This window comes from Enterococcus sp. AZ050 (genome assembly GCF_051715085.1).
Lineage (GTDB): Bacteria > Bacillota > Bacilli > Lactobacillales > Enterococcaceae > Enterococcus > Enterococcus faecalis.
In genome coordinates this window covers 1,206,164-1,219,700 of sequence record NZ_JBIOTC010000001.1, presented here as the reverse complement: position 1 = coordinate 1,219,700, position 13,537 = coordinate 1,206,164, and the positions used below count along the sequence as shown (strand labels likewise).

The window sequence follows — 13,537 nt, the reverse complement described above, 5'->3', positions numbered from 1 at the left end:
TAAATTATAACAGCAACCATAAAAATAGAAAACTGTATTACTTTTTTACAGAATCATAACGAATATCCATAAAATTTCATAAAAATTAACCCTAATTTTACACGGATGTAATGAAGGAAAAATAAACAAAGTTAATAAAAAATGTTTAAAAACCCCTAGTATTTTTATTAGAAATTAGGTATACTGGTTTTAAATAGAGGAACAGTACAGTTCCCTGTTTCAGAAACGCGATGATTCGCGAAAAGGAGTGATGCACAATGTTGACACTTTATACTTCCCCAAGTTGCACGTCATGTCGTAAGGCTAGAGCCTGGTTGCAAGAGCACGAAATTCCTTTTAAAGAAAGAAATATTTTTTCTGAACCTTTAAATATTGAGGAATTAAAAGCAATTTTAATCATGACAGAAGATGGAACAGAAGAGATTATCTCTACTCGCTCTAAAGTTTTCCAAAAATTAAATATGGATTTGGACGAGCTTCCACTTCAAGATTTATTAGAGTTGGTTCAAGAAAACCCTGGATTGTTGCGTCGGCCAATTATGATTGATGAGAAAAGATTACAAGTCGGTTTTAACGAAGATGAAATTCGCCGATTCTTACCAAGAGATGTTCGACAACTGGAATTGCGCCAAGCACAATTAATGGCAGGTTTATAAAAAATATAAAATTTTGTTCTTTATTTGTTAATTGTAATAAAGAACGATTCATATGAATTTAGGGCCAGGGATTTTTATCTCTGGCTTTTTAATACATATTTAGAACTTGTATTCATTTGATTTGGCAGAACGTGATCAAGGAAAAATAGTATCTTTTTTGGAGAGACTGCGTTAAGATGAAGAGGTAGAAGGAGCGAAAAACCAATCGTTAAAAAAGTTCAAAGTTTATAAAACGTTCGCTAGTTTTCGAGGATTTATAGACTTTCCACTTTACTTTTGTGTAGTTTTCGCTACAATGAACGTAAGAAGTTTCCTGATTGAAGCAAAGAGAGGTGTAGCGCTATGGAAATGGAACATATTAATGAAAATACGATTCGTGTGTTAATTGGCAACGAAGACCTGGCGGATAGAGGGATTACTTTTCTTGACTTACTAGGAAACCACAAAGATGTTGAAAATTTCTTTTATAGTATTTTAGAAGAAGTTGATGTCGAAGATGAATTCCAAGGTAGTGAAGCAGTCACTTTCCAAGTCTTGCCTAAAAATGATGGTTTAGAACTGTTTATTAGTAAAAATGTCGCTATGGACGACTTGTCTTCCTTAGAAGGTCTGAGCGAAGTCAATGCAGATGTTAGCGAATTAATTCGCAAACAAATTGAAGCAGACAAAGCAGCCGCCGATGAACTTGATGAGATGGAAGCCACAGATGAAACAAACAGAAATGTAATCTTTGAATTAGATAATTTTGAAGCGATGATCCAATTATCCAAAGAAGTCTTCATGCAATCTGTTTTGACTAACTTATACACGTACAACGATCGTTATTACTTACAAGTTTTGTTCTTAACCGATGAATTAGAAAAAACAAATGTTGACAATGAAATTGCACAGATTTTAGAATTTGCTCATAAAACAACTGTCACTCATGATACTTTAGTCGAATATGGCACTTGTATTATGGAACGCAGTGCGTTGGAATTAACACGTTATTACTTTAATGATTAAGCAAAAAAGCAAAAACTTTCGGGTTTTTGCTTTTTTTTAATGAAAATTAAGAAACTTTGCGTAGTTTATTTATGAGAGGTGAAAATCATGTTAACAGCTTTAACGGCAGACAACCAAGAATTATTTTCTTTAATCGATTGCTCGATTGATGAATTAACACAGATACGAAGCGAACAAGCTTTTGTGTGTCCAATGTGTCATCAATCGGTCATTTTGAAGGCAGGCCCCATTAAAATACCCCATTTTGCTCATCGTAAAAAGAATAGTTGTTGGTACGAAGCAGAAGCTGAAACAGAAGAACACCTCCGCTTGAAGCAGCTTTTTGCGGAAAAGTGTTTACGCGAAAAGCTGTCCTTTCAAGTTGAGGCATACTTACCCACCTTGAAGCAACGCTCAGATTTACTCATTGGGAAGATAGCCATTGAAATTCAATGTAGTCCATTGCCAATTTAACGTTTGGTGGAACGGACGGAGACTTATCAAGCTCATGGCTATCAAGTTGTTTGGATTTTAGGTGAACGATTAGTGCCTAAAGACAAGCTCACGCAATTAACGAAACAATTCCTTTACTTTTCGGAGTCCTTGGGATTTTATTTATGGACGGCCAATAAGAAGCAAGAACGAATAGAATTACTTTGTCATATTGAAGAGAGTCAATGTCAACAATTTTATAGAAGAAAACAATCATGGGATTTTTACGAAAAAAAATTACTAGAAATCTTCCGACTACCGACCGCTAATTTAAATTTACTGCCAAATAGACGGCACACTGGTCAATTGATGCATGATTATTATCAAAAATTGACGCAACAACTTGGTTACAGAAATGCTCAGTTGCTTAGAACACAGAGCTTTTTATATACGAAAGGTTGTCACCTTCTCCAGTTACCTCCTTGGTTTTACTATCCTGGATTGAAGCTATTACCTTCTTCTGAAGAAGATATTCATTTAAAAATGCTTGTTTGGGAAGCACTAAAAACCGAAGAAGAGCGTTTAGTGACCAAACAGGAACTATGGCGTATCTTGGAAGCTATTTTTTTGGAAGAAGGGAACTTTGTTTGGCAGCCACTGCCGAATATTGGCTTAAAAAAGCTTTTTAAAATCGTGGGGAATAGCTTAGTGAGCTGGTTACAAGAATGTTATGTGTTAATTAAAGTAAACAATAAGTACCTAATAACTAGTATTTTCCTAAGAGAAGATCCTGAAAAGCTCATTCATTGGCTAAAAAAAGTGAAAAAACAACATTTTTTTAGTCACACGTGTTAAATTATGATAGTATAATGAGTAAAACGTTTCTTAAAGGAGAGTAAACTATGAGCGAAATTAAACAATTACCAACACGTGATGAAGTTCCAACTCCATTAACTTGGGATTTAACCAAAATTTTTAAAGATGATGCTGCTTTTGATGTTGCGTATAATCAGTTGACAGAAGAGCTAAATCAAGCAGAATCATTTAAAGGAACCTTAGGGAATGGTGCAGAAGCTTTTCTAGCTGCGTTAGAATACGTTTTAGATGTCTATCGAAAAGTGGAAACATTATATGTCTATTCTCATTTAAAAAATGATCAAGACACTACAAATACAGCTTACCAAGCTTTATATGCCAGAGCTAGTTCTTTATATGCACAAGTTAGTGAAGCTGTTTCTTGGTTTGACCCAGAGGTTTTAACATTAAGTGATGAACAAATCTGGGGATATTTTGAAGAGCAGCCGAAATTAGCTGTTTATCGTCACTATATTCAAAATATTTTAGATGAACGTCCCCATGTTTTATCGATGGAACAAGAAGCTTTACTGGCGGGGGCTAGTGAAATTTTTGGTGCCTCAAGTAATACATTTTCAATTTTAAATAATGCAGACTTAGAATTTCCAACTGTGCAAAATGCTGAAGGCGAAACAATTCAACTTTCTCATGGCGTTTATGGTCAATTAATGGAAAGTGTCGATCCATCTGTTCGTGAAGCAGCATTTAAAGGTTTGTACAAAGTATACAAACAATTTAGAAATACATTAGCCTCAACTTTAGGTGCACATGTTAAAACACATAACTATAAAGCAAAAATTAGAAATTATGATTCTGCTCGGGCAGCCTCTTTAGCAAGTAATCATATTCCTGAAAGTGTTCACGAAACATTAGTAGCTGTAGTAAATAAACATTTACCTTTGCTACATCGTTATGTAAAATTAAGAAAAAAATTATTAAACGTAGAAGAATTACACATGTACGACTTGTATGCGCCTTTGCTAGGTGAAGCACCAATTCGTTACAGCTATGAAGAAGCAAAAGAAAAAGCAATTGAGGCTTTAAAACCACTAGGTGAAGACTATCTATCTATTGTCAAAGAAGCTTTTTCAAGTCGTTGGATTGATGTGATTGAAAATCAAGGAAAACGAAGCGGCGCATATTCTTCAGGAGCTTATGATACAGCCCCATACATTTTAATGAATTGGCATGATAGTTTGGATCAACTATTTACATTAGTCCATGAGATGGGCCATAGTGTTCATAGTTACTATACAAGAAATAATCAGCCGTATGTTTATGGCGACTATTCAATTTTCTTAGCTGAGATTGCTTCAACCACAAATGAAAATATTTTAACAGAATATTTATTACAAACAGAAACAGATCCTAAAGTACGTGCGTATGTCTTAAATCACTATTTAGACGGCTTTAAGGGAACCATTTTCCGTCAAACGCAATTTGCGGAATTTGAACATTTTATTCACACGGAAGATGCTAAGGGCACGCCATTAACGAGTGAATATTTGAGTGAGTATTATGGCGAGCTCAATGCTAAATATTATGGACCAGAAGTAGTTAGAGACGAAGAAATCAGTTACGAATGGGCGAGAATTCCACATTTTTATTACAATTACTATGTTTATCAATATGCAACTGGCTTCTCAGCCGCTTCGGCATTGTCTAAACATATTTTAGCTGGAGAAGAGGGAGCTTTAGAGAACTACCTTAACTACTTGAAAGCAGGAAGTAGTGACTTCCCAATTGAAGTGATGAAAAAAGCGGGCGTGGATATGACACAAGCCGCGTATATCGAAGATGCAATGAAAGTTTTTGAAGAACGTTTAACGGAATTAGAAGCTTTGGTTGAAAAATTATAACAAGGATTAGAAACTAAAGTTTAAGTTAAGAAATGTTAGAAACTTGATAAGTGAATAGAGATTCTATCTTTGTTTTATCAAAATGAAATGCTTCTGTTTCAACTATCAAATAAAGTGTTAAATTCTATTGTCTGTATTTTATGAGAAGATTATTAAATAAAAAGCGTTCTAAAATAATTAATTTTTTATAAGTTTAAATTTACCCATATTAAATTTTTTTGCAAAATAAATATGATATAATTAACAGACAGCTGAGATTTTATATTTTAAGCTGTCTGTTTTTGCTTATGTTAAAATATACAGTAATTTTTTTGGAAGGAAGAAGAGATGAATATTAAGAATTTTCTATACAAGTCTATTAACTTTATTTTTACTTTAGCAATCTTAATTACACTTTTTGGAGTTATACGACATCCGTATTTCAATATAGCAAACTTAAAGGGTGCATCACTTGTTTTAGGATTAGCATTAGTTTGTTTTATTGTCTGTATTATCATATCAAGTAACGTTAGAAATTATTTTTTATTTTTTTTGAAACAAATTAAGGATTATATTAGAAAGAATATAAAAGTTATTACAATTTTAATTGTTGCGATTACTATATTATTACAATTCATTCTTGTGAGTACTATATCAGCCCCCATTGGTTGGGATGTCAAAGTGATATTTTTGGGAGTAACAAAAAATCAACCCATGGATGCGTATCTTTCGAGATATCCTAATAATGCATTTTTCTTTTTTGTGATGTTAGGAATAACAAAAATAGCTAATATTTTTGTAGATGGTATAGGTAATACGTGGCTATTTTGGCAATTATGTAGTACGGTGTTTATTGATTTAGGTTTCTTTTTCTTATATACCGCTACCAAACGGTTATTTTCTCATATGATTGCTTATTTAGTATTTTATTTGTCGATTCTTAGTTTAGCGTTATCTCCGTTAATTATTGTTCCGTACACAGATATAGGAGCATTCACAATTGTGTCTTTTAGTATGTTTTTGTATTCGTTTATTAACACAAAAAAACAAAATAGCTTACTTTTTAGTATGATGTTAGGCATTTGTTGTGCAATATTATATCTAATTAAGCCATCTGCAATCATATTTATCATTGCTTGGAGTATTGTTAAATTTATTGATTGTTTACAGAAGAAAATACAACCAATAAATTTAGCGAAGGTATTGAATATTCTTATTGCTTTTATTTTTATGTTTGGTACAATCAGTAGTTTCTCTATTTATAGAAGTACACAAACAACGATTGAATTCAATAAAAATGAACAGTATCCAATGACTCATTGGATGATGATGGGATTAAAAGGCAACGGAGGATATAACTTATCCGATTCTAATGCGACTAGTAGTCAAAAAAAATATCAGGATAAAAAGGACTACAATATTAAAGTCATAAAAAAAAGACTAAAAGATTATGGACCGATAGGATATACAAAGTTTTTATTGAATAAGCAATATTATAATACAGCCGCTGGAGATTTTGATTGGAAAGATTATGGACCACGACCTATGGAACTCGACCGCGATTCTAATAGATCAAGGTTTAAAATATTTTTACAAGACAATTATTTTCAAGTAGGTAAATGGACGTCATTCATGAAACTTTATATGCAGATTATGTGGCTAATAACCATAATAGGTATGTTTATTACTGGATGTTCATTTAATATGAAAAAAATAGATGAAAAAGAATTAATCATAAAGCTTACTATTATTGGAGCTATGATGTTTCTACTATTATTTGAAGGTGGTCGCTCACGCTATTTAATTCAATTTTTACCATTTTTCTATTTACTTTCAGCAATTGGATGGGAAAGTGTGTTAACAGCAACTAATAGGAGGAAAAAAGAAAATGTCAAAACTTTTTATAGTAGTACCATGTTATAATGAAGAGGAAGTACTACCTATTTCCAGCAAGGTATTGTTGGATTTTTTAAAACGAATGATTGCTAAGAATAAAGTAAGTACAGAAAGTTCCATTTTGTTTGTGGATGATGGTAGTAAAGATAAAACATGGGCTATTATTAAAAGACTATCTGAACAAGAAGAACATTTTAAAGGTCTTAAATTTAGTCGCAACTTTGGTCACCAAAATGCACTTTTAGCTGGTATGACGACAGCGGTTCAATTTGCAGATATGATTGTTACGATTGATGCAGATTTACAAGATGATGTCGAGGCAATTGAGGGAATGATTGATGCTTATCATGATGGAAACGATGTTGTTTATGGCGTTCGTAGTAACCGTGATACAGATACCGCGTTCAAAAGAAAAACTGCAGAAATGTTTTATTCATTTATGAATAAACTAGGTGTGAATACCGTACCAAACCATGCAGATTTTCGTTTGATGAGCAATCGAGCGACTAAGGTATTACTAACTTTTAAAGAAGAAAACTTATTTTTAAGAGGGATGGTTCCATTAGTTGGATTTCCTAGTACAAAAGTTTATTATTCAAGAAATATTCGAGTAGCTGGTGAGTCAAAATATCCGCTAAAAAAAATGCTTAATTTTGCTATGGAAGGCATTACTTCCTTTTCAATTGTACCAATAAAAATGGTTAGAAACATAGGGTTTATTACTTTATTAATTGGTATCTTTTATATGATTTATAGTTTAATACAACATTTTACAGGAAATGTTGAAGCTGGTTGGTCTTCTCTTATCATCAGTATCTGGTTTTTAGGGGGAATTCAATTAATCAGTCTGTCTATTGTGGGCGAATATATTGGTAAAATTTATTCCGAAGTTAAGGGGCGACCACGTTTTATTATTGAAGAAGAAGTCTAAATTAAAAAATAGAATTTTTTAGTAAAATACAAAATTGAGCTCGAATACCGGCTGGAGAAATCTGGCCGGTATTTTTATGAAATGAACCGTTTACAGTATTGAACACTGAACCGAAGTTTCGTTTTGCTTCGCTGATAATTAGAGGAAATCAATTTATTAATTTCTTTTGTCAAGAATCGCTTTTATATTCGAGTGTTTAGCAATATGGAAAGGACAAAACTTTATCATTAAACAAATCAAGAAAAGGATTCAGCTAGAGCATCATTCTTAATTAGGATGTTCCGTTTTGATTATGTTTCGAATGCTTAAATTCAGGTGTATCCGTTGGCAGTTTTTTGATGAAGGACCTTAAAATTAAATTTTTCTACTATTTTGACTCATTCTTGTACAGTGGAATATGAAGAGATATTAAATTGCTTTGTCCAGTGTTTGATAGCATCTTTTCTCCATTTTGATAAGCTTTTACTACTTTGTTCTTGAATGCATAATCATATTTTGCTAGTTTAAATACGCCTCCAAAGTTAGATTTTTGTTCTAATTTTGGAGGCGTATTATACAGCTATATGGTCCTTCTTTTTTATAATAAATGTAAATGTCCATTTGGAAAATGATAATTGGAGCGACGTTTAAATTCAAAGGTTGCGTCACCTTGGTCCAGCAACGGTTCGTTATGTGGATGGACACGACATAGTTGTTTAATTTCATCCATGTTTTCAAAATTTTCGACTAAAATGCCGAAATCGTTCTCGCAAGTATAGTTGTAAACGACTGCGGTAGGATGTTGTTTAATCCCCATTTCTCGAGCAACTTTTTGGTCGGTTTGGAAAGATTCTTTGACAAAATCGGATTGTCGGTCTTTACGATACATATCAATATCCCCGCCGGCCGCTAGAAGTAGTTCTTCTGATAACTCAGGAGAGTAAGCTAGACCGTCTTCAGCTACTGCTTTTTGTAAGCCAATCAACAATTGTCGGCCTTTTTTTCGGCCTTGTAACTGTGCTGCTTTATAGTCAAGAGCGGCTGAGTATAAATCTTCAAAAATTCGATTCCGTCGTTTAATGTCATTAATCGGAATATGTTGACGACTCAAAAATTCATTGATCGTTTTCATGTTTAATAAAGGAATAAAGCGCAATTGTATTTTCTTCTTGTCGTTAACAGACAATTGTATAATTTCTTTTTCAATTTCTAAACAGACGCCGCCTAAAGGATTGACGAACAAATAAATTTCAACCATTCATACTTCCTCCAATGCCATGCTTTTTCAAATACAGGTGCCAGAACGTCAGTGCTTCGAATACTAAGGGGCAGTGGTCCGCATCATGCGCTGAATCTTGTTAGGTGCAAGCGTAATGGGAATGTTCAAATCAGCCATTAATGTTTGAAACGCTTGCTTGCCGCTTTCAGCTTCAGTAACTTCTAACTCTAATTCAAAATCGTGCTGTTGGTTATACCAACTTTCGTCTAACGCAAGTAGTCCTTGAGGAATTTGTTTTTCTGCACGTGCTGTTTTTAATGAACCAATTAAATGGATCGAGGCGATTTCAATACCTAATTCTTGTAATTTCTTCGCCACAGCCCCCTCAGTAGGGAGGTGATTCCTCTTGATAAAGTGGTTCGCCGTCTCAAGCGATAAAGGGTCATTGATTTCTAATAATCCTTCTGGCGCAGGAACTTTTAAGGTTAACTCACCACGATCTGCTAATACGCGAATTCTTAAGCCCATTCGTTGTGCTTTTAATTGAAAATCGTCCGTATCAAAATAATGATTTGTTTGCGTAAAAAAGTCCGTTTTTTGAATAGCAAAATGGTCGATTAATCGATTGAAATCTTGTGGACTAACTAATGTTTTAAATTCAATTTCTAAGTGCTCACTCATGGGGTTCTCTCTCTTTCTTAAATCACTCCAATTTTCACATATTATATAGGTTTCCGTCAAGAAAAGTGGTCTTCTCTGTGAAAAATTTTTCTAATGAAAGGCGTTTGGAAATCAAATAGCGAATAACACCCTATTTTAGGGAGGACTGTGGTAAAATAATCAGTGAATGAAATTCAAGGAAATTGAGGGATCTACCATGGAACGAGAGTGGGAGCTGTTTTTAGCGCCATATGAACAGGCGGTCAGCGAATTAAAAGTAAAACTACGAGGTATTCGTAAACAATTTCGGGAGCAAGATAAACACATACCAATTGAATTCGTTACAGGACGTGTGAAACCAGTAGATAGTATTTTGACCAAGACGGCTATTCGGCATATTCCTTTAAATCGGATTGAAGAAGAAATGCAAGACATTGCTGGTTTGCGGATTATGTGCCAATTTGTGGAAGACATTTACCAGGTAGTCGCACTTTTAAGAAATCGTAAAGACTTAAAAATTGTGGAAGAACGGGACTACATTGAAAATAAAAAAGAAAGTGGTTATCGTTCGTACCATGTGGTGGTGGAATATCCTGTGCAATTAGTCACTGGGGAAAAGATTATTTTGGCCGAAATCCAAATTCGGACACTTTCCATGAATTTTTGGGCAACGATTGAACATTCTTTGAATTATAAATATCAAGGTGTCTTTCCTGAAGAAATGAAAGAACGCCTTCAGCGAGCGGCAGAGGCAGCCTATTTATTAGATGAAGAAATGTCATCTATTCGTGAAGAAATTCAAGAAGCACAACATTACTTCTCTCATGGCCGTGGATTGCTAGAAAACGAATACTATAAGCAAATTAAAAACGAAACACCAGAAAATCAGTAAAGGAGTCTGCTTATGAAAGTGGCGATTGTTCATAACTCGGAAGAAAAATCGAAACAAGTCACAAAACAACTGACAACACTATTAGAGCAAAACCAAATTCAAATAGACAATCGTCAACCTGAACTTGTGATTTCAGTCGGCGGAGATGGTACGCTTCTTTCCGCTTTTCATCGATTTAATCATCTGTTAAACGAAGTAAGTTTCTTAGGTGTACATACCGGACACTTGGGTTTCTATACAGATTGGCGTGATTATGAATTAAAAGAACTAGTTGAGAGTTTGTGTATTCATCGTGAAAAAAGTACGAGTTATCCATTATTAGATGTGCGGATTCGGTTTAGAGATGGGAAACCAGATAAACATTTTTTAGCATTGAATGAATCAACAATTAAACGAGGAAACCGGACGATGGTGGGCGATGTGTTTATTAAAGACGAACTGTTTGAACGATTTCGTGGTGATGGGTTGTCGATTTCGACCCCAACCGGCTCTACTGCGTATAATAAAAGTATTGGTGGGGCTGTTTTGCATCCTAGCATTAATGCGTTTCAGTTAACCGAAATCGCCTCCTTAAACAATCGTGTCTTTCGAACATTGGGGTCACCGATTGTAATCGCACATACGGAGTGGCTGGAGATTAAATTACAGGAAAGTGATGATTATTTTGTCACGGTGGACCAATTAGATATTTATCAAGAAAATATCGCTTCCGTCTGCTATCGAATTGCAGACGAACGGATTCATTTTGCCTCTTATCGGCACATGCATTTTTGGCATCGAGTGAAAGATGCCTTTATTGGTGAGGATTAATTAAACGATGGAATTTCAATGGACATATGACAAAGAAACAACACAACAAGTGAAATATTTTTTAAAGGAACAAGGCGTTTCAAAAGGGTTATTAGCTAAGGTGAAATTTCAGGGTGGTAAAATTCAAGTGAATGGGACCGCTCAAAATGCCATCTATCCTTTACAAACTGGCGATGTCGTTAAAATGACGATTCCAGATGAAGCGGAACATGAGACATTATTAACAGATGATGAACCGATTGAAATTGTGTTTGAAGATGATCATTTTTTAGTAGTTAATAAGCCCGCTGGCATTGCCTCGATACCTGCTCAGTATCATCCTTCAGGAACGATGGCGAATCGTGTTAAGGGCTATTACAAGCGTCAAAATTACGTGAATCAAGTTATTCATGTCGTGACTCGTTTAGATCGAGATACTTCTGGGCTGATGTTATTTGCGAAACACGGCTTTGCTCATGCTTTAATTGACCAAGAATTACGAGAAAAAAAGGTGACAAAAATTTATTATGCCCTTGTTGGTGGAGCGATTGAGCAGTTAAACGAGCATCAATTGATTGAAAAGCCAATTGGGCGCGACTTGTCCTCTTTATTAAAACGCCAAGTTATCGAAACAGGTCAATTTGCTAGTACAGAATATTGGCTCGCAAAAAGAGGAGCCCAAGCAGCAGCTGTGCGCATTCAGCTCCATACAGGACGAACACATCAAATTCGGGTACATTTTGAAGCAATTGGCTGTTCATTATTAGGGGATGAGATGTATCATGGAGAGATGGATCAAGGAATTGAGCGGCAAGCGTTGCATTGCATGGAACTAATTTTTACTCATCCTTTTACCAAAGAAACGGTTCATCTGATTTCCCCACTAGCGGAGGATATGAAAAGTGTAGATGATACGTTATAATAATAAAGAGGCAGGAGGGGAAAGTGTAAGATGAATGAAGGCCAAGAAATGGAAGAGCAATTTGCCCTTCTTTTAGAAACGCTAAAAAATCAACAAATGAACGAATTTCGTGAGCTATTTTTAGCGTTACACATTTATGAACAAGGACAATTTTACCAATCGTTAGATGAAAAAGACCGACAACATTTATACAATTACCTATCTCCGAAAGAACTAGCGGATATGTTTGATGTTATCGAAGAAGATAATGAGAATATGAAAGATTATTTAGCTGAAATGCGCCCAAGTTATGCAGCCGATATGTTAGCTGAGATGTATACCGATAATGCGGTGGATTTACTAAATATGTTAGACAAAAGTCAAAAGGCGAAATATCTTAGTTTGTTAAGTAGTGAAGAAGCAGGCGAAATTAAAGAGTTACTTCATTACGAAGATGAAACTGCTGGGGCGATTATGACCACCGAATTTGTTTCGATTGTGGCGAATCAAACAGTGCGTTCTGCGATGTACGTCTTAAAGAATCAAGCGGACATGGCGGAAACAATCTATTACGTTTACGTAGTCGACCAAGAAAATCATTTAGTCGGCGTTATTTCGTTGCGGGATTTAATTGTTAATGATGATGATACCTTGATTGCTGATATTTTGAATGAACGGGTTATTTCAGTTCATGTTGGCGATGACCAAGAAGATGTCGCGCAAACAATTCGTGACTATGACTTCTTAGCTGTGCCAGTTACAGATTATGATGATCATTTGTTGGGGATTGTAACAGTTGATGATATTATTGATGTTATCGATGATGAAGCCGCTAGCGACTACTCTGGTTTAGCCGGGGTCGACGTTGAAGAAGTTAGTGAGAACCCTTTAAAAGCCGCTTCTAAACGATTACCTTGGTTAATTACGCTGCTGTTTTTAGGGATGTCTACGGCCTCGTTAATCAGTAATTATGAGTCGTTAGTTAGCGAAGCGAGTATTTTAGCCGTTTTTATTTCTTTAATTACCGGAACAGCCGGCAATGCCGGGACACAATCATTGGCGGTCGCGGTACGCCGTTTGGCTATGAAAGATGAAAAGGATAGTAATTTTGGTCGCTTAATCTTAAGTGAAGTACTCACGGGACTAGTGACGGGGGCTGTGACAGGTTTAACCATTATGATTGTGGTTGGCGTGTGGCAACATAATCTTCCGCTTGGATTTGTGATTGGGATGGCAATGCTCTGTGCAATTACTGTGGCGAATTTAGCAGGGAGTTTAATCCCGATGTTAATGGATAAATTAGGGTTTGATCCCGCAGTTGCCAGTGGTCCGTTTATTACTACCTTAAGTGATTTAACCAGTGTATTAATTTATTTCAATATTGCCAGCATGTTTATGCGTTATTTTGTTTAAAAAATTGCACTTATTTATCATGAGACTGAGGTAAAAGGATTCGTTGGTTTGCTTGAAATCAAAAAAGTGAGATAGCCGTTAATACGACGGCT

At 35.1% G+C, this 13,537-nt stretch carries 11 protein-coding genes and 1 pseudogene; 10 read left to right on the top strand and 2 right to left on the bottom strand.

All coding sequences use genetic code 11. The annotated features are described in order from the left end of the window. Positions 1–257 precede the first annotated feature (257 nt). From spxA to IGJ04_RS05885, 6 genes and pseudogenes are all read left to right on the top strand, one after another. Complete coding sequence (gene spxA, locus IGJ04_RS05910; protein WP_002356477.1) at positions 258–656, top strand: transcriptional regulator SpxA; 399 nt, start codon at positions 258–260, stop codon at positions 654–656. 342 nt (positions 657–998) lie between these two features. Further along, positions 999–1,661: an adaptor protein MecA gene (locus IGJ04_RS05905; RefSeq protein ID WP_033598513.1), complete on the top strand. Its 663-nt coding sequence runs from the start codon at positions 999–1,001 to the stop codon at positions 1,659–1,661. An 87-nt stretch (positions 1,662–1,748) separates the two neighbouring features. Next, positions 1,749–2,927 (top strand): annotated as a pseudogene (locus IGJ04_RS05900) (competence protein CoiA). 47 nt (positions 2,928–2,974) lie between these two features. Next, positions 2,975–4,786: an oligoendopeptidase F gene (gene pepF, locus IGJ04_RS05895; protein WP_002356480.1), complete on the top strand. Its 1,812-nt coding sequence runs from the start codon at positions 2,975–2,977 to the stop codon at positions 4,784–4,786. 327 nt (positions 4,787–5,113) lie between these two features. After that, entirely contained in the window at positions 5,114–6,688 is a 1,575-nt protein-coding gene (locus tag IGJ04_RS05890; protein ID WP_010707214.1) for a hypothetical protein, read from the top strand. Then, positions 6,654–7,592, top strand: coding sequence for a glycosyltransferase family 2 protein (locus IGJ04_RS05885; protein WP_002376017.1), 939 nt, complete (start codon positions 6,654–6,656; stop codon positions 7,590–7,592). The genes IGJ04_RS05890 and IGJ04_RS05885 overlap by 35 nt, the downstream gene beginning before the upstream one ends. A gap of 577 nt (positions 7,593–8,169) precedes the next feature. On the opposite strand, the gene IGJ04_RS05880 is transcribed toward IGJ04_RS05885, so the two are convergent. Both IGJ04_RS05880 and IGJ04_RS05875 read right to left on the bottom strand, forming a co-directional pair. Then, on the bottom strand, positions 8,170–8,829 hold the full coding sequence (locus IGJ04_RS05880; RefSeq protein WP_002356482.1) for a ClpXP adapter SpxH family protein: 660 nt from the start codon (positions 8,827–8,829) through the stop codon (positions 8,170–8,172). Positions 8,830–8,892: 63 nt separating this feature from the next. Continuing rightward, the gene (locus IGJ04_RS05875; protein ID WP_070415741.1) at positions 8,893–9,471 is read right to left on the bottom strand and encodes a CYTH domain-containing protein; all 579 of its coding nucleotides are present in this window, start codon (positions 9,469–9,471) and stop codon (positions 8,893–8,895) included. A gap of 196 nt (positions 9,472–9,667) precedes the next feature. On the opposite strand from IGJ04_RS05875, the gene IGJ04_RS05870 reads away from it, so the two are divergent. From IGJ04_RS05870 to mgtE, 4 genes are read left to right on the top strand one after another with little or no spacing between them, the layout of a single operon-like run. Next, on the top strand, positions 9,668–10,342 hold the full coding sequence (locus IGJ04_RS05870; protein ID WP_002356484.1) for a GTP pyrophosphokinase: 675 nt from the start codon (positions 9,668–9,670) through the stop codon (positions 10,340–10,342). Positions 10,343–10,354: 12 nt separating this feature from the next. Then, positions 10,355–11,152: an NAD kinase gene (locus IGJ04_RS05865; protein ID WP_002356486.1), complete on the top strand. Its 798-nt coding sequence runs from the start codon at positions 10,355–10,357 to the stop codon at positions 11,150–11,152. A gap of 7 nt (positions 11,153–11,159) precedes the next feature. Continuing rightward, positions 11,160–12,053 (top strand): RluA family pseudouridine synthase, encoded by an 894-nt coding sequence (locus IGJ04_RS05860; RefSeq protein WP_070415740.1) that lies wholly within the window; start codon positions 11,160–11,162, stop codon positions 12,051–12,053. Between the two features lie 30 nt (positions 12,054–12,083). Further along, positions 12,084–13,445 (top strand): magnesium transporter, encoded by a 1,362-nt coding sequence (gene mgtE, locus IGJ04_RS05855; RefSeq protein ID WP_002362548.1) that lies wholly within the window; start codon positions 12,084–12,086, stop codon positions 13,443–13,445. Positions 13,446–13,537 lie beyond the last annotated feature (92 nt).

Excerpts from the sequence above, each read along its gene's own strand:
- spxA (WP_002356477.1), top strand. The coding sequence starts at position 258 with ATGTTGACACTTTATACTTCCCCAAGTTGCACGTCATGTCGTAAGGCT.
- IGJ04_RS05905 (WP_033598513.1), top strand. The coding sequence starts at position 999 with ATGGAAATGGAACATATTAATGAAAATACGATTCGTGTGTTAATTGGC.
- pepF (WP_002356480.1), top strand. The coding sequence starts at position 2,975 with ATGAGCGAAATTAAACAATTACCAACACGTGATGAAGTTCCAACTCCA.
- IGJ04_RS05890 (WP_010707214.1), top strand. The coding sequence starts at position 5,114 with ATGAATATTAAGAATTTTCTATACAAGTCTATTAACTTTATTTTTACT.
- IGJ04_RS05885 (WP_002376017.1), top strand. The coding sequence starts at position 6,654 with ATGTCAAAACTTTTTATAGTAGTACCATGTTATAATGAAGAGGAAGTA.
- IGJ04_RS05880 (WP_002356482.1), bottom strand. The coding sequence starts at position 8,829 with ATGGTTGAAATTTATTTGTTCGTCAATCCTTTAGGCGGCGTCTGTTTA.
- IGJ04_RS05875 (WP_070415741.1), bottom strand. The coding sequence starts at position 9,471 with ATGAGTGAGCACTTAGAAATTGAATTTAAAACATTAGTTAGTCCACAA.
- IGJ04_RS05870 (WP_002356484.1), top strand. The coding sequence starts at position 9,668 with ATGGAACGAGAGTGGGAGCTGTTTTTAGCGCCATATGAACAGGCGGTC.
- IGJ04_RS05865 (WP_002356486.1), top strand. The coding sequence starts at position 10,355 with ATGAAAGTGGCGATTGTTCATAACTCGGAAGAAAAATCGAAACAAGTC.
- IGJ04_RS05860 (WP_070415740.1), top strand. The coding sequence starts at position 11,160 with ATGGAATTTCAATGGACATATGACAAAGAAACAACACAACAAGTGAAA.
- mgtE (WP_002362548.1), top strand. The coding sequence starts at position 12,084 with ATGAATGAAGGCCAAGAAATGGAAGAGCAATTTGCCCTTCTTTTAGAA.